This window comes from Arthrobacter sp. NA-172, assembly GCF_043952055.1.
Classification (GTDB): Bacteria; Actinomycetota; Actinomycetes; order Actinomycetales; family Micrococcaceae; genus Arthrobacter.
The window spans coordinates 105883-125402 of the sequence record NZ_JBINOT010000003.1; the positions used below are offsets into that span (position 1 = coordinate 105883).

Sequence of the window (19520 nt, forward strand, 5' to 3'; positions counted from 1 at the left end):
CACGGCCTCGCAGTTGGTCTCTACAGTTTTGGGGGTTTGGCATGGATGGTGCAGGGTTCGCGGGGTCTGGACGGGGAACGGGTCGTTCTGCGGCCCTGCTCGTGTTTGCTGCCGTTCTGGGGCTCGCGTTGGCAGCGACGGGTATATCAGTGCCGGCAGCGGCTCACGCAGTAGTTGCGCCTTTCCCGCGGTTTGCAGCATTCGGTGGGTCAGGAGCTCCGGCGGATCCGGGTGCGATGGTGCCGATTGCTCCGACCCGGATGCTTGACACCCGAAGCATGGCCGCAGTTGGCCCGGATTCGACAGTGTCTTTCCAGGTCGGCGGGGTTTCCGGCATCCCCGCATCGGTGTCGGCGGTCACGTTCAACCTCACGGTGGCCAACCCAAGCTCCTTCGGGTTCATCACTGCCTTCCCGTCCGGTACTACCCGTCCGAATGCCTCCAACCTCAACTTCGCGACCGGCCAGACCGTGCCGAACTCCGTGACCGTCCCGGTCGGCGCTGACGGGAAAGTCACGCTCTTCAACCGCTCCTCCGGCACCACCCATTTGATCGCGGACGTCTCCGGCTACTACCTCCCGGGCGGTCCCGCCGTCCCGGGTGCCTTCGCACCCCTGGCTCCGACCCGGATGCTTGACACCCGAAGCATGGCCGCAGTTGGCCCGGATTCGACAGTGTCTTTCCAGGTCGGCGGGGTTTCCGGCATCCCCGCATCGGTGTCGGCGGTCACGTTCAACCTCACGGTGGCCAACCCAAGCTCCTTCGGGTTCATCACTGCCTTCCCGTCCGGTACTACCCGTCCGAATGCCTCCAACCTCAACTTCGCGACCGGCCAGACTGTGCCGAACTCCGTGACCGTCCCGGTCGGCGCTGACGGGAAGGTCACGCTCTTCAACCGCTCCTCCGGCACCACCCATTTGATCGCGGACGTCTCCGGCTACTACCTCCCGGGAAGCCCGGTCGGCTCCATGTGGCCCTGGGGTGGGCCCAACGGCAACTCGTTACCTGCCCGGATGCCGGGCCTGTCGGGAGTCACCGAGCTGACTGGGGTCGACAGCAGTTGGTTCGCCGTGCTGGCAGACGGGACCGTTCGTGCGTGGGGAGACAACAACGCCGGTCGGCTCGGTGACGGCACTGCTACCGACAGCACCACGCCGGTCCAGGTTGCTGGCCTCACTGGAGTCAAATCCGTGATCGCCAACAACGGGGCCGCTTATGCCTTGCTTGCGGACGGCACGGTCCAAGCGTGGGGGAGCAACCTGTATGGGTGGCTCGGCTACAGCACAAACTCAGCCGTTCCGGTCAGGGTCGCGGGTCTCTCCGGTGTCACCGCACTCGCCAACGATGGCGGACAGATAGATGGCGGCGCACTCTTTGCCTTGCTTAACGACGGGACAGTTCGCGCTTGGGGAAGGAACGGCTTCGGTCAGTTGGGTATCGGCACCACCGTCGACAGTTACACCCCCGTCCCGGTTCCTGGCCTCACTGACGTCACGAAACTCGTCTCAAGTAGCACCGCCACCTACGCGCTGCTTGCCGATGGCACGGTCCGCGCATGGGGCCAGAACTCTGCTGGGCAGCTCGGCAACGGCACTACCATCAACAGCAACATCCCCGTCCAAGTCACCGGCCTTACCGGGGTCAAAACCCTCACTGCACACGGCGGCAGCGTCTACGCGCTACTCACCGATGGGACGGTCCGCGCGTGGGGATACAACTTCTGGGGGCGGTTAGGCATTGGCACCACCACCAATAGCAGTACTCCCGCCGAGGTCACCGGCCTCACCGGAGTCGCCTCAGTCATAAGCGACTCGGGCACCACATTTGCGCTACTCACTGACGGCACGGTCCGCGCGTGGGGAGACGGCCAGGTCGGACAGTTCGGCAATGGGACAGCCACCATCAGCAGCACTCCCGTGCACATCGAGGGCCTCACTGGCGTCCAATCCGTGGCTGCCGCCAACGGTGCAGCCTACGCCCTACTAGCCGATGGAACAGTCCGCGCCTGGGAGCGAACCTCGACGGACAATTGGGCAACGGCGTCACCAGCTTATACAGCCTGTATCCCGTGCAGATCCCTGGCCTGATCGGGATCAGAAGCTTTCAGATAAATACACCAGGCTGATCGTTGCTGCCGGGCGTACCTATACGATCGTTGACGAGCCACTATTGGAGCGTCTTCCGGATCCGCGGAATCACGGGTGGCCTTTTGTAATGCTTGACGTGTATCCGCCTACGTAACGGGTTGCCCCGGTGGTGATACGTTTTGGGCATGCGAATCGGATACGGCAGGGTGTCCACGCAGGAACAGCATCCCGAGGCCCAGCATGATGCGCTGGCCGCTGCGGGCTGTAAATAGAGATTCATCGACACCGCTTCAGGAAAACTGGCCCGCAGACCCGAGCTCGACAAAGCCCTGCTCTCCCGCGAACCGGGCCGGCGACCAGATCGTCGTCACGAAGAGGGTCTGTGCGGCTCGGAGAGGGCTTCACCGGTCAGATCCTCAACTAGCCCTGCGAAACCCGCGTCAACAGAAAATCCTCAATGGCGTCAGCCGCAGCGGGTGCTCCTCCGGAACCGCGGACGCGTGTGCTCATGGCTTCGAGGTTGCCCCGGAGCAGCTGATCGCCGCTGACGTTGACAACCGTTTCCCGGATCAGCTCCGGTGAGAGGCCTTCGGCGGGCAAGCGGCGTCCTAGCCCCAGGTCCTCCACCCGGCGCGCGTTGGCTTGCTGCTCGGGCTGCAGCGGGAAGGCCACCAACGGCACCGCGAAATACAGTGCCTCCATGGTCGAATTCATCCCGGTATGGGAGAGAAATGCGCTGGCATGCCGGAGGACCTCCAGCTGCGGAAAGAAGGGACGCACCTCAACGTTGTCCGGAATGTCCCCCAATTCGGAGGCCTCCACGCGCTCTCCGATTGCCATGGCAACCTGCCAGGGGCTGTCGATAAAGGCTTCCAAGCACATACGGAAGAAATCCGGCCGGTCATTCAACGGGGTGGTGCCCAAAGAGATGAACAACAGCGGCATGTCCCTCATCCGGGGCCGCCAACCGTCCTCGTTCCCCCGCACCCCGAGGCATGGGCCAACGAAATGGAATCTGCCATCGAAGGTCTCTCCCGAGGGCTGGAATTCCCTAGGGATGAAGGAGATGTTCAATGACGCCGGGGGACCTCCCATGAATTGCAGATGACCCACGCCCTGTTCGGTGGTGAAGTCATTGATGAGCTGCCCGACCTGTTTCCACGCTTCGAGCATGCCTGCTGGCGGCGGCCCCGGCATCAGATCCTGCATCGAAAAATGTTCGTTGGTGGCGTAGCTCGGGAGCAACGCAATGTCTGGCAAAGCTAGCTTCGCGGCAGCCATCTTGCCGGAGAGGGTCATGGCGTCGTAACACACACCGTCGGGCGGGTCCGCTGTCAAGCGGCCCAGGAGCGCCGGGAATTCTGCCCGGGTGCCCTCGAGAATCCGCTCAAGCAGTCCTGACATCATTCCGGGCTCCATCCCGGCAAACATCCCGGACATCGGTGACGGGCCGTCATCAGCTGCAACCGTGCGCCAGGGAAGATGAGTGGTTAGGTCCTCTCCACTGGGGAAGAATATTGCACCGGAAGATTCAACTGCCTTCCCGTACTTCGCCGAGGTGGCATAAGTGATCCGGTGGCCCCGGCGGACCAGCTCGGCGACCACCGGCAACGTAGGATTTACATGGCCAGCGGCCGGCAAACAGATGATCGCAACATGCATGACCGCCACTCCTTCATTGGGTAGGACGAACTGATTGCAGGCATGCCGCAAAATCGATCGGTTGCACCGTAAGTGCCGTTTGATTCATGCGGAAAGATCCGTGCCATGGACGCTGCGACGGCGCGATTTCAGCCCGGTCTCGAGCTTGGTCCGGACCTCCCGCTTCACCCGGGCGGCAAGCTCGGTCTCGTGCATCTCGAGGAAGGACCGGACGGCGCGCGGATCCCACGGCACCAAGGACCGCAACGCCCAACTGACTGCCTTGACTACGGTGTCGTCGCGATCGTTGATCAAGATCCCGACGACGGCGAGCGTCCGTTGCGTATCACCGGTTCCCCACCGCGATCTGGTGTTGAGGACCGTGGTGGAGACTAGCGCGATTCGACGCCACCAGTGGTCCGGGCTCCGTGCCCAGTGGTCGACGTCGGCATCCGAGATGAGCCCTTCGCGCCACGCAGGCCCCACCAGGATGGTCGCGAAAGCGTCGGCCTGCCCCCAGGAAGTGATGCCACTCCCTAGCTCTTCCAAGCGTGCCGGTGTGAGCGCTGCAAAAGCTTCGCGGTGGGCATTGATGAATTCCCAGCCCTCCCAGTCAAAGCCGGCTCCGGTCAGCCCTTCGGCGAGACTGAAAACCACCGATGCTTCCATCGCGGCGATTTCCGAGGAGACCGCGCGGCGGACGGCGCGAAAACTGGCGGCGTCGTGCTTTTCCACGGCGCGAAATTCACCGAGGACACGCGCTAGCAATTGCCCGGGTTCGGTATCCCCCGGAGAAAGAAGTAACCGGCGCGAGGCCACTTTTCACGCCTAGGTCTAGGCAAGCTCAATGCTGCTATTCGGGGGCGTCGTCTGTATCTGGCCCTTCCGCGGGTTCCTGGCTGTGCAGCCCGGTCTCGTGGAACACCCAGCCTTCAGTTTCCCCTTCTGCAGGGGCGTCGCTGTGGTGGCGGACGTCGTTGGGCTCGACTGGCTTCTTCATTCCGGATACTTCCTGTCCTTCGTCGGACTGTTCCCGCGAACGCCTTAAAGTCTACGCCGGGGAGGGGGCATGTGGCCTAGGCTTGGCCAAGGAACTACCCAACGAATCCAACGGCTGAATGCAGAGGTGAAGAATGGCAAAGCGACCCAACCCGGCAGTAAGGATTGCGCAGGAAACGGCCCACAACGCTATGTTCGACGCCAGTGGCAAACCCAAGCCCGGTGTTCACAATGTGCTGCTCCGGGCCGTCGAGGTCCAGCGTCCCCTTGTCTTGGCGAACCTGCGCCGCCTGCAGCGAAAACATCCGCGGGCCACGGCGGCGCAGCTGGCCGCCAAACTGGAGCGGGACTACCTCGCAGCAGTTACCGGTGGAGGTGCCGCGGTCGGGGCCACCGCCGTCGTGCCCGGTATCGGCACTGCAGCCTCGCTTGGCCTTTCCGCGGTTGCCACGATCGGGTTCCTCGAAGGGACCGCCCTATACGCCGCTTCCCTGGCCGAACTTCACGGCATCCGCCTGACCGATCCGGACCGTGCCCGAACCATGGTCATGGCCATCATGCTCGGCGAGGAAGGCACCGCCCTGCTGGGCGCGCTGAGTGGACATTCGCTCGGCAATGGCAGAGGCGTCACGCAGGCCTGGGGAAGACCCTCACCAACAAGCTGCCTGGTGGAGGGTTCGGGGTCATTCGCGATGCCATCCAGCGCGCCTTCCTCAAGCGGCTCCTCCAGCGCCAAGGCGCAGCCTTCCTCGGCCGTGCACTGCCTTTCGGCGTGGGGGCCGTGGTGGGCGGGGTGGGAAACCGCATCATGGGGCGTGCCGTAGCGGCCTCGGCGAGAGAAGCATTCGGTCCAATGCCGGACACCATCCCGGGCGAGCTCATTCCAGCCGCCCGCAAGAACGCCCTGGAAGGCGGAAATAGTGGATCTGAACGCTGATTCGGGGGAGTCGTTCGGCTCCTGGACTATGGGGAACGATGCCTCGATGTTCCGGATTGTCAGCAGTGCCAACGTCGCGTGCGGCTTCCATGCAGGGGACCCCGTGACCATGCTGGACAGTTGCCGTGCCGCCTTCGAGCTCGACGTCCGGGTCGGCGCACACGTGGGCTACCGGGACCTGCACGGCTTCGGGCGCCGCTCGATGGACATGTCCTTCGATGAGCTCTTCGGCGATGTCCTCTACCAGCTCGGTGCGCTGGACGGCATGGCCCACGCGGTGGGCGCCTCCGTGGACTACGTGAAACCCCATGGTGCCCTGTACAACAGGATCGTCCACGACGAGGAGCAGGCCGAGGCCGTGGTTGCCGCCATTCACGCCTACGATCCCGGGCTTCCCGTCCTTGGACTGCCGGGATCTGCGTTGCTGCGGCTCGCCGAAGAGTCCGGGCATCCGGTGTTTCGTGAGGCTTTCGTGGACCGCGCCTATCTGCGGGATGGCACGCTGGTGCCGCGCTCGCAGGAGGGCGCAGTGGTGCACGACGCCGCCGCCGTAGTTGAGCGGGCTGTGCGCTTTGCCGTGAGCGGCGAGGTTGTGGCGGTGGACGGCACGGTAGTGAGCGTGAAGCCCGACTCGCTGTGCATCCACGGCGATACCCCTGGTGCCGTGGAACTGGCGGCGGCGGTGCGCGCCGGGCTTGAGGAAGCTGGTGTGGAGATTGAATCCTTCGCCTGAGGTTCTTGGATTGCCCGACGGCGGCTCGGCCTCGCTCGGCGACGGCGGGGTAGTGCGCGACGGCGGGCGGGTTGTGTTGCCCTGTGGTGACAGCGCTTTCCTTTTGGAACTGCCGGACCTCGCTGCCGTGGTGGCTTACTACCGCGGGCTCACCGGGTCCGGCGCGTCGGCGAGCCCATCCGTGCCGGAAGGGGTCGTCGACGTCGTGCCCGCCGCGCGAACCGTCTTGGTCACCTTCGACCCCGAATTCATCAACCCGGCCGAAGTCCGGGACTGGCTGGAGGCAGCCGAGCCGGCGTCCGCCGTCGTCGGTTCGGGGCGTGAGGTGACAATCGAAGTCTCGTACGGTGGTCCGGACCTTACCGAAACCGCCCAATACCTGGGCTTGGATGAGGCCGAGGTGGTCAAGCTTCACACGTCGTCAGAGTGGACGGCCGCGTTTTCCGGCTTTTCGCCCGGCTTCGCTTACCTGGTGACCACGCATGAGCGGTTGCGGGTTCCCCGCCGCAACACTCCCCGCACCGCCGTCCCGGCCGGCGCTGTTGGCCTGGGCGGCGAGTTCAGCGGGGTCTACCCGCGAGCCTCGCCGGGCGGTTGGCAGCTGATCGGAACCACGACGGCGGCACTTTGGGATGCGTCGAAAGCCGACCCCGCGCTGATCCGGCCGGGTGACCTGGTGCGGTTCGTGAAGGCCTGATGGGGATTGTGGTGGTGAACCCGGGTCCGCTCACCTTGGTGGAAGACCTCGGCAGGCAGGGCTGGGCATCGTTGGGCCTGAGCCCTTCCGGTGCCCTGGATCGGCAGTCCCTTCGCCTTGCCAATCTGCTGGCGGGGAACCCTGCCAATGTGCCCGGGCTGGAAATCCTGCTGGGCGGCCTTCGCCTGCGGTTCGTGACGGCGTCCACCATCGCGGTGGCGGGCGCGGAGGGAATCGTGACACTGAATGGTGCCGAAATTCCGCTCAACGATTCGGTCCGCGTGGCTCCGGGTGGAGTGCTGGATTTCGGCGCTCCGCTGTTTGGACTGCGGTATTACCTGGGGGTGCAGGGCGGCATCGATGCGCCCAAGCTCCTCGGCTCGAGCAGTACGGACATGCTCTCCGGCGAAGGCCCTGCGCCCTTGAAATCGGGCGATCAATTGGAGGTAGGCCGAGTCTCCGGGGGCAATGGTTCGGGGGCTGCACCCGGTGTTGGCCCGGGGCCCGGGACCAACGCGCGTGCGCTTCCCGCCGTTCGCCGTGCCCCTGATCCTGGGCGCGTTATCACGGCCCGCGTGGACCGCGGCCCCCGTGCAGACTGGTTCGATGTCGACTTCCTGGCGCCGCCTTGTCAGCCAGGAATGGACCCTCTCGCCTGATTCCAACAGGATCGGTGCCCGACTGGTGGGCCGCCCGCTGACCCAGACCCGGCTCGAGGAACTACCCAGCGAAGGCATGGTGCTCGGCGCGCTGCAAGTGCCGCCGTCGGGCCTTCCCACAGTTTTCCTGGCTGATCATCCGGTGACCGGCGGGTATCCCGTGATCGCGGTGGTGCGTCGCACGGATCTGGATTTGCTGGGCCAAGCCCGCCCCGGCCAGCGGATCCGTTTCCTGGGCTGAGGACCGGCTTCGACCTCAGCCGAACACCAGGTGTGCCATAGTGAAGATCGCCAGCCCGGCCAGGGATCCCACCACGGTGCCGTTGATGCGGATGTATTGCAGGTCCTTGCCCACCTGGAGCTCGATCTTTTGCGACGTTTCCTGGGCATCCCAGCGTGCCACGGTGTCCGTGATGACCCCGGCGATGTCCGAGCGGTAGGTGTTCACGAGGTAGCCGGCGGCATCTCCGATCCAGGCATTGACCTTGCCCGCCAGTTCGTCGTCGCTGACTAGCCGGGAACCGAAGTCCCGCACGGCGCTCTTGAAACGCTGAGTCAATTCGCTGTCAGGATCGTCGACGGCGGTGAGCAGCGCGTTCTTAATGGTGCCCCACGTGCGGGAGGCGAGTTCCTGGACTTCGGGGTCGCCAAGGACCTGAGACTTGATGCCTTCGGCCCGGGCTATCATCGCGGGATCGTGCTGAAGATCCTGGGCGAGATCGTTGAGATAGGTGTCGATCGATTGGCGAACTTGATGGTCCGGATCCTGCTGCACCGCTCGAATGAACTTGGAGATTTCGTTGTAGACCCTGCCGCCCACGATGTCATCCACGAAGGACGGAACCCAGAGGGGAGAACGGTCGGACACGAGCCGGTTCACCGTGGATTGGTTCGCTTCCACCCAGTCTGCCGCGCGGTCAACCAGCATATCCACGAGCTTGTGGTGATGGCCATCGGCGAAGATCCGCTCGGCCATCCGTCCCACGGGCGGTCCCCACGGCGGAGTGAGTAGGTGCTTGCGGACCATGCCCTCGATCACTGCCTGGACATCGTCGTCGTTCAGTACGGTGAAGGCGCCGCGGATCAGCGCCGACCCTTCCTTGGCGACGCGCTCAGCACCTCCGGGAGATGCGATCCATGTGCCGGCCTTCCGCGCGATATCCATGCTCGCAAGTTTCTCCTGCACCACCTGCTCGGACAGGAAATTGGTCTCCACGAACTCTCCGAGCGAGGCGCCGATCTGGTCCTTGCGCCGCGGAATGATCGCCGTGTGCGGGATTTTCAGGCCCATCGGGTACTTGAACAGCGCGGTCACGGCGAACCAGTCTGCCAGCGCTCCCACCATGCCACCCTCGGCAGCGGCCCGCACATATTCCAGCCACGGATACTGCTTCTGCAGGGCGAAAGCCGCGGTGAAAACCACGGCCATGACAATCAAGAGCGCCAGGGCCACCGACTTCATCCGACGCAGGGCAGCCGCCTTTTCAGCGTCACCGTTCCGTTGCCCGACGCCGGGGGCAGCGGTTGACGCGTCGCCGGCGCCAGTGCGCCGGGGAGCCTCCTGAGGGAGGGCACTGTCAGTGGCCGGGATTTGTTCAGAATTCACCTGCATGTGCCCAGCGTAGCCCCGCTGCTGCCTTGGGCGTGGGCTACCGTGTCCCCATGACGATTGACAAGCCCGATCACCCAGACCAGGACACAGAGGAAAACCCGCGGCCCATGGTTTACGCCCACCGCGGAGCCAGCGCGGCGTTCGCAGAGCACACGCGTGCCGCGTATCTGAAGGCAATCGTCGACGGCGCCGACGGCGTCGAGTGCGACGTCCACCTCACCCGGGACCAGCACGTCATCCTGCTTCACGACCCAAATTTGGACCGTACATCGGACGGAACCGGACCGGTGGCCGAGAAGACGCTCGAAGAGCTGCGGCACTTGGATTTCTCTTCGTGGAAAGGCGCCCGGATTCCGGAGCAGTACGGCGCAAAATCCGAGCAGTTCCTGACACTCCCGGAATTGTTGGAGATCCTGCGCGGCGCTGGCAGGGACATCGGCCTGGCCATTGAGCTCAAGCACCCCAGCCCCTACCAGCTCAAGCTCGAAGACCGGGTCTTGGAGATTCTGGGCGGCGAAGGCTGGAATGCGGAGACTTCCATGCTGGACAACATCCGGGTTTCCTTCATGAGCTTCAGCCCGGATTCTGTCAAACACCTGCTTGAGTTTGTTCCCGCCGAGCATATCTGCCAGTTGGTGGACGACGTCTCGGTTGAGGAAGTCCGCGACGAACTTGGCTTGGGCGTCATCACCGGGGGAGCCGTGGCGAATGTGATGAAGGCGGCCCAACAAGAGGGTGAACGTATCCTGGACGACTGCGAGGTTGGACTCGCCGGCCCGGGCATCGACTATGTACGAAAGCACGCCCGCACCGTTCAACGATGGTTGGAATCAGGCCGTCGCTTCCGGGTGTGGACCGTCGACTCAGAGAACGATGTTGCCCTGTGCCAAGGCCTGGGCATCCACGAGATCACCACCAACAAGCCCGCGCAGGTGCTCGCACAGCTCTAGCACGGCTGTGACTTGAGAGCATCTGTTCTTGAACGCCGCTATGGCTCCATTGCGGCCAGACTCGACCGCCGGCAGACCCCATTGCCTCATGTCCTGTGATGGTGGTTTTGTCGGGGCTTTTGGTGGGGATCGATGTGCGGTGGTGGTGTGAACCATGGCACGCCGGATTTGAGATGGATTCTCCATTTTTCTTTGTGGATGAGGTGGTGATGGTGGGTGCAAAGCAGGACGCCGTTGTCGGTGCTGGTGGATCCGCCCTGAGACCAGTAGGTGATGTGGTGGGCTTCGCACCAGGCCGCGGGAATGGTGCAGTTGGGGAAGGCGCATCCTTGGTCCCGGGCAGCGAGGGCCTTGCGGATGTGCGGCGGGAAGATGCGTGAAGCGCGGCCGATGTCGAGAATGCGGCCGTTGCTGCCGAGGAGGACCGGGATGATGTCGGCGTCGCAGGCGATCTTGCGGATGGTGCCTGGCGTGGCGGGGCCGGCGAAGGTGAAGGTTCCGCTGCTGGCGGGGTCAGATCGCGTGGCCTTGTAGCGCGGGCCTTGGGCGGCACTGGTTTCGAGTCGGTTAAGCAGGTCCTGATAGCTGATGGTGACCATGACCTGGGGCCGGAGTCCGCCGGTGGCCGGCAGGGTGGCTGTCGCGAGAGCCGTTTTGCAAGCGCCGACGAGGCCGTCGAGGAGCCGCTGGGCTCGGGTTCGACGGTCCAGGTTGTCTTTTTCATTCACGGAGCCCGGCACCGCTGCAGCGACCATGATGGCGCGGGGGTTGGTGGCGACGTTCATGACGGTGACCAAGTGTTCGTATTGGTCTGTTGTGGCGAAGATCTCAAGGTGGTGGAGGCCTCGCCGGGTGCGGCGGAGGAAAGCGCCCTGGCGGTGGCCGAGTTCTTCTTCACTGGGCTCCGTGCCGTCCTGGTCCACGGCGTCGACCCAGCGGTGTGCGATGCGGCTAAGAAAATCGTGATCGTTGTTGATGGCGGTTTCGGTGAGGCTGTGCTCGATCCGGGCGAGGGTAGCGGGGTCCGAGACATGTCGCACGCGGTCCAGAGCCATGGCGATGATGGTTCCAGCGCGTGAGGCGATGGTTCCGGTGGCCAAGGCAGCAGCGGTTTCTTCGCGTTCGGCGGGCATCGATTGACCTGGCAGGCCGATGCGGGGAAGCACGGCCGCGGCCAGGGCGAGCCGACGGCGCGCTTCGCCGACGCTGATCCGCAGCCGGGTCCGGAGATATTCGGCGGTGTTCCTGCAGCCGTCATCGGCTGGCGACTGGATGATGGAAGTTGCCAGGACAGGCCCGGAAGCGTGGGCAGCCGCAGCGCCTCTGTCACCGTTGCCGACGGTTGCTTGAGCGTCAGTGGGGGTACCTTCGGACAAGCCAGCTGCGGAACTATCGGTGCCCCAGCCTGTGGTCCATCCGGCCGCCCTGTTGGCTGGTCCAGCAGCGTTGATAGCCTCGGTCCGGGTCCGGTCCACTGCGGCGGCAGCGAGGAGTTGAAGGTATTCGACACGACGGGAAAGCTCTTCGGCTAGGCCAGCGAAATCGGCCGCCTCGACGAAACTCGATGTACCGAGCTCATCCGGCGCGGACCCAATGGCTGCGTCCAACACGGCCAAGCACCGCTGCATGCCTCCGCCGGCGGCACCGCCGTCGTACGCGTATTTTGTGGGGGAACCGCCGGCGCCTATGGGTGAAACACTGCGAAGCCTCCGGTTCTGCGACGGGGCAGAAACGCTGGAGCCGCGCGCATGAGAGACGGCTGCTGTATCCGCTTCATCTCGCCACTTGGCTTCCATGGGAAAACTCTGTCAGAGGGGTCTGACTTTATAACTCGCGGCCCCTGCACGTCCCAAAAAACCTCGGTTACACCACCGTGTTGCTCAGGGTCCCGATACCGCCAAGCGTGATGTCCACCCGGTCGCCGGGGTTCACAGCTACGAAGGTGTTCGGAGCACCCGTCATGATGATGTCTCCGGGCTCCAATGTCAGCCATTCTGTGACGTAGACAAGGCAGTCCGTGATCGACGACGGCAAGTTGAAGGAACCGGAACGGGCCTTGACTTCGCCGTTGACCGCCACCTCGGTGCTGACGTTGTCCGGGTCCTCGATGTCTGTTTCGATCCACGGCCCCAGTGGCGTGTAGTTGGTGCCGGACTTGCCTTGGAACAGCTTTTCGTCGATCCGGTTCTGGTCCACGTTGGTGACGTCGTTGACCACGGTGTAGCCCAGGACATGGCTCAGCGCGTTTTCGGCCGTGAGTTTCTCCGACCGCTTCCCAATGACTGCGGCCAGTTCGCCTTCCACGTTGACGGTGCCGACGCTGCGCACGGCCACGATGTGGTCGCCGGGACCCGCGATGCTGTGGACGGACTTGTGCCAGGCCTGGATGGGCAGGACGTGGTTGTTGTTGCTCAGGTTGTGCCCAATGCCCAGAACCACCGAGGGGCGGACGGGGGCGAGGAGCACGGCGTCGTCGGGAGCGCTGGATTCGCCGGTGAACACGAGGGTTTCAGCAAAAGGATCCTCGACGTGGTCCCAGTTCCCCTTGCGCAAGACTGCATGCTTGGGGCCGGAGGGGGTCTGTAGTCGGGCGATGCGCATGGAACTCCTCGTTGAATGTCGGCCGGCCCATTTGCCCGGTCGATCGTCCTGCTTGGCAGCCAAAGCCGATTGGTAGACCAATATCGGGCGCTCGCCACATACAGAAAATAACATCATGCTGAACTGAGTTCAATATTCTGAACAGATGTGAAGCTGTTGGCGCTCCGCAAGGCAGCATCCGGTTACCGCGCCGGTCGGGGCTGTGGTTGCATGAATACATGCCTTTTTCATGGTCCGCCCGGACAGCCCAGACAATCTCCGCGGCGGCCCTGAGCGCACTGCTGCTCTTCAGCGCCAAGAAACACTTTGAACAGCCGAAATTCTTCTCTCCAGTTGTCCCCGACTATCTGTGCCGCAAGGACCGCGCGCCTCAAAACACCGGAATCCAAAACGCCGAATCCCAGGAAAAAGCACCCCGGCGGAATGGCGCCTTGGCTGTCATGTCCCGTGAGGAATGGATCGCGGTGAGCGGACTACTCGAGGGGGCTGCCGGCGTCGGGCTCCTCTTTCCTGCCACGCGCAAGGCCGCAGCCCGTGGCACCACACTGATGTTCACGGCATTCCTGGCTGGCCACGTGGACGCGCTCCGCCGAGCCTTTTCTCCCGGCGGAACCGCCTCCCAGCGGCGGATTCACACGCTGCGTCTGCCCCTGCAGATTCCGCTGATCCTATGGGCATGGAGCCTCAGCGGGGTAAGACGCGGCGTATGAAGTTCCTTGATTCTCCGGCCGTGAGGGTCGGCCTCTCCATAAGTATTGCAACCGGGCTCTACGGCATCTCGTTCGGGGCGCTGGCCTCGGCCTCCGGATTCAATTTTTGGCAGACCATGGCGTTCAGCCTGCTCATGTTCAGCGGCGGATCGCAATTCGCGTTCATTGGCGTGGTGGCCGGTGGCGGCTCAGGAATCGCCGCCATGACCGCAGCCGCGCTGCTGGGCCTGCGCAATGGCATTTACGGGATGCAGATGAACGCCTTGTTGCGCCCTAAAAGCTGGCTTAAATATCCACAAGCCCACATCACCATCGACGAATCCACCGCCACAGCCTCGGGCCAAAGCGATCCGGACGAACAGCGCCGTGGATTCTGGACCGCTGGCCTCGGCATCTTCGTACTGTGGAACATTTTCACGGCCGTCGGCGCCCTGGCGGGCGATGCGTTGGGCGATCCCAAACAATGGGGACTCGACGGCGCGGCTGTCGCGGCGTTCCTGGGGTTGCTGTGGCCGCGGCTCAAGGGCCGTGAGCCCTGGGCGATTGCCGCTGCTGCCGCCCTGGCGACGATCGTGGCCGTCCCGTTCGTACCGGCGGGCGTGCCCATTTTGGTTGCTGCCGTCGTGGCTGGAGCTATCGGTTGGTTCAGCCACGGACGGAGCGACGAAGGCTTGGAGCCCGACGTCGACCCCTACCCGCACGGTCATTCAACCGCGGACCCTGCCAGCCGCGAAAGGAGCGCCGAATGAACCTCTGGCTCTGGATCCTGATCGCCTGCGGGTTGGCGTACCTCACCAAACTCTCGGGCTATTTTGTGCCTGCGAAGCTTTTGCGGAGTCCCAGGATGATGCGGGTTGCCGGCACCATGACCATCGGTCTCCTCACGTCCCTGACCGTGGTGAACGCGGTAGCTTCCGGACAGTCCCTCGCCTTCGATGCCCGGCTCGGCGCCCTGGCCGCGGGCGCCATCGCGTTATGGCTCCGTGCGCCGTTCCTGGTGGTAGTCATCGTCGGATCGGCTGCAGCCGCCTGCCTGCGATTGCTCGGCTGGCAGTGAACCACCACCCGCGGTTCCGCCCGTCGCCGCGGCGCGCTACGCCGTCGTGCGTTGGTTACTAGAAGGACATTCCGGGGATGGGAGTTTGCTGCGGCAACGGGCGCGACGGACGCTCGGTGCGGATGGCATCCTCGAGCAACGCAACGGGCCGTTCCCACGCGCGGGATCCCGGCTCCATGGTGTCCACTGCGCCAATAAGCATTGCGACGAGGCGCACCATGTCCTCGATCGAAATATCCCGGCGCAGCGATCCCTGGCCTTGTCCGCGGGCCAGCAGTTCAGCCATGGAATCGATCAAGCTGCCGGTGATGCCCACCAGGAGTCCGCGGCGCCCGGCGACGGCGCCAAGCAGGTTCGCGTCTTCGCTGGCAACCTGCACCACGGCATCGATCACACTGATAAGCCCGACGGCGGCGTCCATGCCAGCGAGGGCTTCTTCGATCACGGGGTCCACATGCAGCCTGAGTTGCCGCGACAGCGCAGCTAGGACGAGTTGTTCTTTGTCGGCGAAGTTACGGAACAGGGTGGCTGGGCCAACACCTGCGGTGGCAGCGATCGTCTGCAGCGGAACCTCGGAGCCCAGCTCACGGAAGCACTGGCGCGCGGCGGTGATGATTTTGTCTACGTTGCGCGCAGCATCAGCTCTGAGTGGCTTGCGTTCTAAGGGCCGGTCCATGCTGCTCACAGTAGCAATGGAGGGGCTCCCATCACGTTTGTGACATCTTGCCCGTGAAAGACTGGATTCATGTTGCTTGCTTTCTCAGTTGCCCCGTCCGGCCAGCCCGCTGCTGGCGCCGTATCTACTGACGGCTCAGTGCACGACGCCGTTGCCGACGCCGTGAAGATCGTCCGCGAATCGGGACTGCCGAACCAGACGGACTCGATGTTCACCACCATCGAAGGCGAATGGGACGAGGTGTTCGACGTCGTCAAACGCGCCACCGAAGCCGTGGGCAAGTACGGAAACCGGGTTTCACTGGTGATCAAGGCCGATATCCGCCCCGGATACACGGGAGAGCTCACGGGCAAGGTGGAGCGGCTGGAAAGCGCGATCGCCAAGGGCGAATAGCCGGGCCTTTTCCCGGTCCTTCCCTCTGCCGGTGCCCAATGCCAGACTGGGGCCATGGTTGAACACAAGGCACAGCCCGGCTGGGTGGCCGTCGAGGAATACTTGTCCACCGCCGTCGTGCTTCCCGACGCTGCGCTCCAGCACGCGGTGCAATCCGCCGTCGACGCCGGGATGCCGCCTATCGAAGTGGCGCCCAACGCCGGCAAGCTGCTCAAGATGTTGGTGCAGATGAGCGGCGCGCGGCGGGTGCTGGAAATCGGAACCCTGGCTGGGTTCAGCGCGATTTGGATGGCCGAGGGACTGCCCGACGACGGCCGCCTCATCACCTGCGAATATCTTCCGGAACACGCCAAGGTGGCTCGCGCCAACGTGGATATGGCCGGAATCGGCCACAAAGTGGACATTCGAATCGGGCCGGCCTTGGCGACGCTTGCTGCGCTGGCCGAAGATCCTGCACAAGAGCAGCCGTTCGACTTCGTCTTCATTGATGCGGACAAGGAGAACGATTCCAATTACCTGAACTGGGCCATTCGGCTCGGGCGGCCGGGAACAGTGATTGTGATGGACAACGTCATTTGGGAGGGCGCCATCCTGGATACTTCCATGGACGAGGTGAACGCTCCGGGCATCGTGGGTGCCTTGGAGATGATGGGCAAGGACCCGCGCATCGACGCAACGGCCATCCAAACCGTTGGTTCCAAAGGCTGGGACGGCTTCGCGATTGCCCGGGTGGTGTGACGCTAACTCACAGAACTCACAGCGACTCACAAATTCACCTGGTAATCAAAAATCCCTTATAAACCGCGCAGATCCTCGCTTGAGACACATAGAACCCAAATCGGTTCACCTGCTCGGGTAGAGTCGCATCAGGTCAAACTCACAAGATACACAGCGACTCACAGGAGACCCGATGGAGAATCCCTTCCGCCCTTCGGCCGGTGCTACTCCGCCGCACATTCTTGGCCGCACTGGGGTATTGGACGAATTCGAGTACGGACTGCGCCTGGGTTGCGAGGACTTGCTGAAGAACTAGGAGAAGGTCCACAGTCCCGGCGCATCACCGCCATTGCCGCCGTGGGATTCGGCATCACCACCCAGCTTCCCCCGGAACGGCAGGTCGCATGGAGGACGCTCGGAGAGGACCTGCTGAGACTCCTGGCCGAGCGCGGTTCCGGGCTTGTGATTACTGTCGACGAGATCCATGGGCAACGACCCGCGCATCGACGCAACGGCCATCCAGACCGTTGGTTCCAAAGGCTGGGACGGCTTCGCGATTGCCCGGGTGGTGTGACGCTAGGCTGGGCCCATGGAATTCACCCTTCGTCCCGCAACGGTGGACGACGTTGATCCCTTGACCCGTATGCACTTGGCTGCGTGGCGTGAAAGCTACGGGCATCTTTTGCCGCCCTCGTTCTTTGCCGAGCACGAGGCCACCATTGACGCCCGGATCGAGAGGCATAGGGCAGCGGTCTCGGCAGGCTCATACAATCCGATGCTCGCCCAAGACGCTGAAGGCGCGCTGGTGGGCATCGCCTGCGCCGGTCAGGCCCGGGAAGACGACCGGCCATGTGAGCTGGAACTTCAGATGATCTACACCCTGCGTCGCGTGCACGGTATGGGTGTGGGGCAGGCGCTGGTGGACGCTGTTATCGGCACTGCGGCGGCCTACCTCTGGGTGCTCGAGGACAATCCGCGGGCCCAGGCTTTCTACCGCCGTAATGGTTTCCGCGCCGACGGCACCCGCCAGTTGCTGCCGCCGGACTGGCACCAGCTGCCGGAAATCCGGATGGTGCGTCCCGCCGTCGTGGGCTGACCGTAAATCCGTTGCGTCAACTAGGGTTGAAGCATAACCGGAAGAAGGCGGCTGTAGTGGCAAAGCGGGGCAAAAGCAGGGGCGCCGGGGAGATCGCCGGAGTCATCGAGGTGCCCGCCGGCACAAAGCCGAATGGCCCCATCGAGGGCGTCTACTATATCGACACTGGCGACTGCGAACTCGTCGCCGACCCGGACAACTCCAACGGCTGGCTCCTGAAGATCAACGGGGTCATGAGCTCGCACATCGATGTTGCAGAGCCTTTGTTTCTGGATTTCGAGTACATGCGTTGGATTGCGGCCCTGGTCGAGTCCAAATGGCCCCCCGAGTCGAGGCCCAAGTTGCGAGCCTTGCATCTTGGCGGCGGTGCATGTTCCATGGCCAGGTACTTCAATGCTGCCTATCCCGACGCTCGTCAGGTGGTGGTTGAGCTCGACGGCAAGCTGGCCGAATACGTCCGCGGCTGGTTCGACCTCCCCAAGGCCCCGTTGCTCCGCATCCGGGTGGGCGAAGCCAGGGAAGTGACGGAGAGTCTCACCCCGGACACCCGCGACCTCATCATCCGGGATGTCTTTGCCGGCGCCCTCACTCCACGGGCGCTCACAACCCGCGAATTCAACGAACATGCCCAGAAAGTGTTGGCTCCGGGCGGCCTTTACGTCGTGAATTCCGGCGACGCCCCTGACCTCAAGAACGCCCGCGAAGACGCCGCTACCATCGCGGATACCTTTGCGCACACCATGATCATCGCCGATCCCGCCATGCTCAAAGGGCGCCGATACGGCAACATGATCATGGCCGGCAGCCACGAGCCCTTCGGTGACGATCCGCAGTTGGCCCGCAAGCTGCTGGGTGGAGCGGTTCCAGCACACATTTGGAACGATGCGCAGGTCCGGGCGTTCGCCGTCGGCGCCCCAGTCCGGCACGACCCCCGTCCAGCCGCCTGACGCTCACTCACCTATATGTGAGCCGGGTCAGAAACCTCAGTGGCGGGCCAGGAGGAGCTCGCGGTGCGCGGCCGTCTCCTCCTGCAAGGCCTGCACGACGGCGGCGACGGCAGGGCGGCGCATCGAATCCGGGCGCAGGACCATCCAGTAGGGGAGCAGCTCCGCGAAGTCCGAGGGCAGCAGCCGGACCAGATCCGGGTGCCGGTCCGCCATGAAGCACGGCAGGAAGCCGATCCCGGCCCCGGCACGCGTCGCCTCAACATGGACGAACACGTTCGTGGAACTCAAGCCGTCGCGCATGGACGGGACCAATCTGCGCGGGGCGTCGAGATCGTCCACTTGCAACATGGAGTCCACGAAATAGACCAGCTGATGCTGCGTCAGCTCCTCCACCGTGCCGGGGACCCCGTGAAAAGCCAGGTACTCGCGCGATGCGTACATTCCCAGCATGTATTCGCCCAACAGCAGCGCTTCGGCCCGGTGGACTTGGGGTTCGCCCACCACCACCTCCACGTCCAGGCCCGACCGTTGCTGGAGGGCCCGGCGCGTCACGGTAATGATCTCCACGGTGAGCCCGGGATGCAGCCGCCGCAGGCGCGCCACGGCAGGTGCCGCGATGTACGCGCTAAAGCCATCAGTTGCCGTCATGCGTACGACGCCGGCAATCGGGTCCGGTGCGCGGTCCTGCGGTCCCAGCGTGCCCACCGCAGCCTCGATCCGCTCCGCGACGCCCACGGCCTCCGCGCCGAGCTCGGTGACTTCCCAGCCACCGGCCGCCCGGGCCAGCACGCGGCCGCCGAGCGCTTTCTCAAGCGCCGCGATCCTGCGCGAAACGGTGGTGTGGTTCAAGCCCAAGGCTTGGGCCGCCGTCGTGAACTTACCTGAGCGTGATACCGCGAGGAGGACCAGCAGGTCGTCGGGATTCGGGTTCATATCTGCAATTGTGCACACACTTCGTGCCATTTTGGTTATTGAAGCAGCACTAATGTGCGGCAATACTCATTGGAG

Annotated in this window: 24 protein-coding genes and 2 pseudogenes; 17 read left to right on the top strand and 9 right to left on the bottom strand. The window is 63.9% G+C overall.

Going from position 1 to position 19520, the window contains the following annotated elements; translation table 11 throughout:
• Positions 1–278 precede the first annotated feature (278 nt).
• Both ACF0H6_RS14225 and ACF0H6_RS14230 read left to right on the top strand, forming a co-directional pair.
• The gene (locus ACF0H6_RS14225) at positions 279–2087 is read left to right on the top strand and encodes an RCC1 domain-containing protein (protein ID WP_395250270.1); all 1809 of its coding nucleotides are present in this window, start codon (positions 279–281) and stop codon (positions 2085–2087) included.
• A gap of 185 nt (positions 2088–2272) precedes the next feature.
• Positions 2273–2359, top strand: coding sequence for a recombinase family protein (locus ACF0H6_RS14230; protein ID WP_395251312.1), 87 nt, complete (start codon positions 2273–2275; stop codon positions 2357–2359).
• Between the two features lie 148 nt (positions 2360–2507).
• Here ACF0H6_RS14230 and ACF0H6_RS14235 read toward each other — a convergent pair whose 3' ends face one another.
• The 3 genes from ACF0H6_RS14235 to ACF0H6_RS14245 all read right to left on the bottom strand — a co-directional run bounded on the left by ACF0H6_RS14235 (position 2508) and on the right by ACF0H6_RS14245 (position 4728).
• Positions 2508–3749, bottom strand: coding sequence for a macrolide family glycosyltransferase (locus ACF0H6_RS14235; protein WP_395250271.1), 1242 nt, complete (start codon positions 3747–3749; stop codon positions 2508–2510).
• An 84-nt stretch (positions 3750–3833) separates the two neighbouring features.
• Positions 3834–4463, bottom strand: coding sequence for a DNA alkylation repair protein (locus ACF0H6_RS14240; RefSeq protein WP_395250272.1), 630 nt, complete (start codon positions 4461–4463; stop codon positions 3834–3836).
• Positions 4464–4581: 118 nt separating this feature from the next.
• Positions 4582–4728, bottom strand: a complete 147-nt coding sequence (locus ACF0H6_RS14245) for a hypothetical protein (RefSeq protein WP_395250273.1) — start codon at positions 4726–4728, stop codon at positions 4582–4584.
• A 133-nt stretch (positions 4729–4861) separates the two neighbouring features.
• On the opposite strand from ACF0H6_RS14245, the pseudogene ACF0H6_RS14250 reads away from it, so the two are divergent.
• The 5 genes and pseudogenes from ACF0H6_RS14250 (at position 4862) to ACF0H6_RS14270 (ending at position 7994) form a co-directional block, all read left to right on the top strand.
• Positions 4862–5664 (top strand): annotated as a pseudogene (locus tag ACF0H6_RS14250) (hypothetical protein).
• Positions 5648–6397 carry a LamB/YcsF family protein gene (locus ACF0H6_RS14255; RefSeq protein ID WP_395250274.1) on the top strand — a complete coding sequence of 250 codons (750 nt, stop codon included), beginning with the start codon at positions 5648–5650 and terminating at the stop codon, positions 6395–6397. The pseudogene ACF0H6_RS14250 and the gene ACF0H6_RS14255 overlap by 17 nt, the downstream one beginning before the upstream one ends.
• Positions 6372–7094: a 5-oxoprolinase subunit PxpB gene (gene pxpB / locus ACF0H6_RS14260; RefSeq protein ID WP_395250275.1), complete on the top strand. Its 723-nt coding sequence runs from the start codon at positions 6372–6374 to the stop codon at positions 7092–7094. The genes ACF0H6_RS14255 and pxpB overlap by 26 nt, the downstream gene beginning before the upstream one ends.
• On the top strand, positions 7094–7753 hold the full coding sequence (locus ACF0H6_RS14265) for a biotin-dependent carboxyltransferase family protein (RefSeq protein WP_395250276.1): 660 nt from the start codon (positions 7094–7096) through the stop codon (positions 7751–7753). Before pxpB ends, ACF0H6_RS14265 begins: the two co-directional genes overlap by 1 nt.
• Entirely contained in the window at positions 7701–7994 is a 294-nt protein-coding gene (locus ACF0H6_RS14270; RefSeq protein WP_395250277.1) for a hypothetical protein, read from the top strand. Before ACF0H6_RS14265 ends, ACF0H6_RS14270 begins: the two co-directional genes overlap by 53 nt.
• 15 nt (positions 7995–8009) lie before the next feature.
• Here the strand turns inward: ACF0H6_RS14270 and ACF0H6_RS14275 are convergent, their stop codons facing one another.
• Positions 8010–9215: a DUF445 domain-containing protein gene (locus ACF0H6_RS14275; protein ID WP_395251313.1), complete on the bottom strand. Its 1206-nt coding sequence runs from the start codon at positions 9213–9215 to the stop codon at positions 8010–8012.
• Between the two features lie 200 nt (positions 9216–9415).
• On the opposite strand from ACF0H6_RS14275, the gene ACF0H6_RS14280 reads away from it, so the two are divergent.
• A complete protein-coding gene (locus ACF0H6_RS14280) occupies positions 9416–10315 on the top strand; it encodes a glycerophosphodiester phosphodiesterase (RefSeq protein WP_395250278.1) in 900 nt (299 codons plus the stop codon).
• A gap of 86 nt (positions 10316–10401) precedes the next feature.
• Here ACF0H6_RS14280 and ACF0H6_RS14285 read toward each other — a convergent pair whose 3' ends face one another.
• The gene (locus ACF0H6_RS14285; RefSeq protein ID WP_395250279.1) at positions 10402–12111 is read right to left on the bottom strand and encodes a DUF222 domain-containing protein; all 1710 of its coding nucleotides are present in this window, start codon (positions 12109–12111) and stop codon (positions 10402–10404) included.
• Positions 12112–12178: 67 nt separating this feature from the next.
• Positions 12179–12916 (bottom strand): fumarylacetoacetate hydrolase family protein, encoded by a 738-nt coding sequence (locus ACF0H6_RS14290; RefSeq protein ID WP_395250280.1) that lies wholly within the window; start codon positions 12914–12916, stop codon positions 12179–12181.
• Positions 12917–13134: 218 nt separating this feature from the next.
• Between ACF0H6_RS14290 and ACF0H6_RS14295 the strand changes: the two genes are divergently transcribed.
• Genes ACF0H6_RS14295 through ACF0H6_RS14305 form a run of 3 tightly spaced genes read left to right on the top strand, consistent with a single transcriptional unit; the run spans position 13135 to position 14683 of the window.
• Entirely contained in the window at positions 13135–13626 is a 492-nt protein-coding gene (locus tag ACF0H6_RS14295) for a hypothetical protein (RefSeq protein WP_395250281.1), read from the top strand.
• A complete protein-coding gene (locus ACF0H6_RS14300) occupies positions 13623–14375 on the top strand; it encodes an AzlC family ABC transporter permease (protein WP_395250282.1) in 753 nt (250 codons plus the stop codon). The genes ACF0H6_RS14295 and ACF0H6_RS14300 overlap by 4 nt, the downstream gene beginning before the upstream one ends.
• On the top strand, positions 14372–14683 hold the full coding sequence (locus ACF0H6_RS14305; protein WP_395250283.1) for an AzlD domain-containing protein: 312 nt from the start codon (positions 14372–14374) through the stop codon (positions 14681–14683). The genes ACF0H6_RS14300 and ACF0H6_RS14305 overlap by 4 nt, the downstream gene beginning before the upstream one ends.
• A 58-nt stretch (positions 14684–14741) precedes the next feature.
• On the opposite strand, the gene ACF0H6_RS14310 is transcribed toward ACF0H6_RS14305, so the two are convergent.
• Positions 14742–15359 carry a TetR/AcrR family transcriptional regulator gene (locus tag ACF0H6_RS14310; protein ID WP_395250284.1) on the bottom strand — a complete coding sequence of 206 codons (618 nt, stop codon included), beginning with the start codon at positions 15357–15359 and terminating at the stop codon, positions 14742–14744.
• A gap of 69 nt (positions 15360–15428) precedes the next feature.
• Between ACF0H6_RS14310 and ACF0H6_RS14315 the strand changes: the two genes are divergently transcribed.
• The 3 genes from ACF0H6_RS14315 (at position 15429) to ACF0H6_RS14325 (ending at position 16785) form a co-directional block, all read left to right on the top strand.
• Entirely contained in the window at positions 15429–15752 is a 324-nt protein-coding gene (locus ACF0H6_RS14315; protein WP_395250285.1) for an MTH1187 family thiamine-binding protein, read from the top strand.
• A gap of 54 nt (positions 15753–15806) precedes the next feature.
• Entirely contained in the window at positions 15807–16490 is a 684-nt protein-coding gene (locus ACF0H6_RS14320; protein WP_395250286.1) for an O-methyltransferase, read from the top strand.
• Between the two features lie 172 nt (positions 16491–16662).
• The gene (locus ACF0H6_RS14325) at positions 16663–16785 is read left to right on the top strand and encodes a hypothetical protein (protein ID WP_395250287.1); all 123 of its coding nucleotides are present in this window, start codon (positions 16663–16665) and stop codon (positions 16783–16785) included.
• On the opposite strand, the gene ACF0H6_RS14330 is transcribed toward ACF0H6_RS14325, so the two are convergent.
• Entirely contained in the window at positions 16782–16955 is a 174-nt protein-coding gene (locus tag ACF0H6_RS14330) for a hypothetical protein (protein WP_395250288.1), read from the bottom strand. The two genes, ACF0H6_RS14325 and ACF0H6_RS14330, sit on opposite strands and share 4 nt — an antisense overlap.
• Here ACF0H6_RS14330 and ACF0H6_RS14335 point away from each other — a divergent pair.
• The 3 genes and pseudogenes from ACF0H6_RS14335 to ACF0H6_RS14345 form a co-directional block, all read left to right on the top strand.
• Positions 16954–17043 (top strand): annotated as a pseudogene (locus tag ACF0H6_RS14335) (O-methyltransferase); the annotation flags it as partial. The gene ACF0H6_RS14330 and the pseudogene ACF0H6_RS14335 sit on opposite strands and share 2 nt — an antisense overlap.
• A 15-nt stretch (positions 17044–17058) precedes the next feature.
• Positions 17059–17565: a GNAT family N-acetyltransferase gene (locus ACF0H6_RS14340; protein ID WP_395250289.1), complete on the top strand. Its 507-nt coding sequence runs from the start codon at positions 17059–17061 to the stop codon at positions 17563–17565.
• Between the two features lie 56 nt (positions 17566–17621).
• A complete protein-coding gene (locus tag ACF0H6_RS14345) occupies positions 17622–18512 on the top strand; it encodes a spermidine synthase (RefSeq protein ID WP_395250290.1) in 891 nt (296 codons plus the stop codon).
• Between the two features lie 36 nt (positions 18513–18548).
• Here the strand turns inward: ACF0H6_RS14345 and ACF0H6_RS14350 are convergent, their stop codons facing one another.
• A complete protein-coding gene (locus ACF0H6_RS14350; protein WP_395250291.1) occupies positions 18549–19445 on the bottom strand; it encodes a LysR family transcriptional regulator in 897 nt (298 codons plus the stop codon).
• Positions 19446–19520: the final 75 nt, after the last annotated feature.

Excerpts from the sequence above, each read along its gene's own strand:
- ACF0H6_RS14225 (WP_395250270.1), top strand. The coding sequence starts at position 279 with ATGGCCGCAGTTGGCCCGGATTCGACAGTGTCTTTCCAGGTCGGCGGG.
- ACF0H6_RS14230 (WP_395251312.1), top strand. The coding sequence starts at position 2,273 with ATGCGAATCGGATACGGCAGGGTGTCCACGCAGGAACAGCATCCCGAG.
- ACF0H6_RS14235 (WP_395250271.1), bottom strand. The coding sequence starts at position 3,749 with ATGCATGTTGCGATCATCTGTTTGCCGGCCGCTGGCCATGTAAATCCT.
- ACF0H6_RS14245 (WP_395250273.1), bottom strand. The coding sequence starts at position 4,728 with ATGAAGAAGCCAGTCGAGCCCAACGACGTCCGCCACCACAGCGACGCC.
- ACF0H6_RS14265 (WP_395250276.1), top strand. The coding sequence starts at position 7,094 with ATGGGGATTGTGGTGGTGAACCCGGGTCCGCTCACCTTGGTGGAAGAC.
- ACF0H6_RS14270 (WP_395250277.1), top strand. The coding sequence starts at position 7,701 with ATGTCGACTTCCTGGCGCCGCCTTGTCAGCCAGGAATGGACCCTCTCG.
- ACF0H6_RS14275 (WP_395251313.1), bottom strand. The coding sequence starts at position 9,215 with ATGAAGTCGGTGGCCCTGGCGCTCTTGATTGTCATGGCCGTGGTTTTC.
- ACF0H6_RS14280 (WP_395250278.1), top strand. The coding sequence starts at position 9,416 with ATGACGATTGACAAGCCCGATCACCCAGACCAGGACACAGAGGAAAAC.
- ACF0H6_RS14285 (WP_395250279.1), bottom strand. The coding sequence starts at position 12,111 with ATGGAAGCCAAGTGGCGAGATGAAGCGGATACAGCAGCCGTCTCTCAT.
- ACF0H6_RS14290 (WP_395250280.1), bottom strand. The coding sequence starts at position 12,916 with ATGCGCATCGCCCGACTACAGACCCCCTCCGGCCCCAAGCATGCAGTC.
- ACF0H6_RS14295 (WP_395250281.1), top strand. The coding sequence starts at position 13,135 with ATGCCTTTTTCATGGTCCGCCCGGACAGCCCAGACAATCTCCGCGGCG.
- ACF0H6_RS14300 (WP_395250282.1), top strand. The coding sequence starts at position 13,623 with ATGAAGTTCCTTGATTCTCCGGCCGTGAGGGTCGGCCTCTCCATAAGT.
- ACF0H6_RS14305 (WP_395250283.1), top strand. The coding sequence starts at position 14,372 with ATGAACCTCTGGCTCTGGATCCTGATCGCCTGCGGGTTGGCGTACCTC.
- ACF0H6_RS14310 (WP_395250284.1), bottom strand. The coding sequence starts at position 15,359 with ATGGACCGGCCCTTAGAACGCAAGCCACTCAGAGCTGATGCTGCGCGC.
- ACF0H6_RS14315 (WP_395250285.1), top strand. The coding sequence starts at position 15,429 with ATGTTGCTTGCTTTCTCAGTTGCCCCGTCCGGCCAGCCCGCTGCTGGC.
- ACF0H6_RS14320 (WP_395250286.1), top strand. The coding sequence starts at position 15,807 with ATGGTTGAACACAAGGCACAGCCCGGCTGGGTGGCCGTCGAGGAATAC.
- ACF0H6_RS14325 (WP_395250287.1), top strand. The coding sequence starts at position 16,663 with ATGGAGAATCCCTTCCGCCCTTCGGCCGGTGCTACTCCGCCGCACATT.
- ACF0H6_RS14330 (WP_395250288.1), bottom strand. The coding sequence starts at position 16,955 with ATGGATCTCGTCGACAGTAATCACAAGCCCGGAACCGCGCTCGGCCAG.
- ACF0H6_RS14340 (WP_395250289.1), top strand. The coding sequence starts at position 17,059 with ATGGAATTCACCCTTCGTCCCGCAACGGTGGACGACGTTGATCCCTTG.
- ACF0H6_RS14350 (WP_395250291.1), bottom strand. The coding sequence starts at position 19,445 with ATGAACCCGAATCCCGACGACCTGCTGGTCCTCCTCGCGGTATCACGC.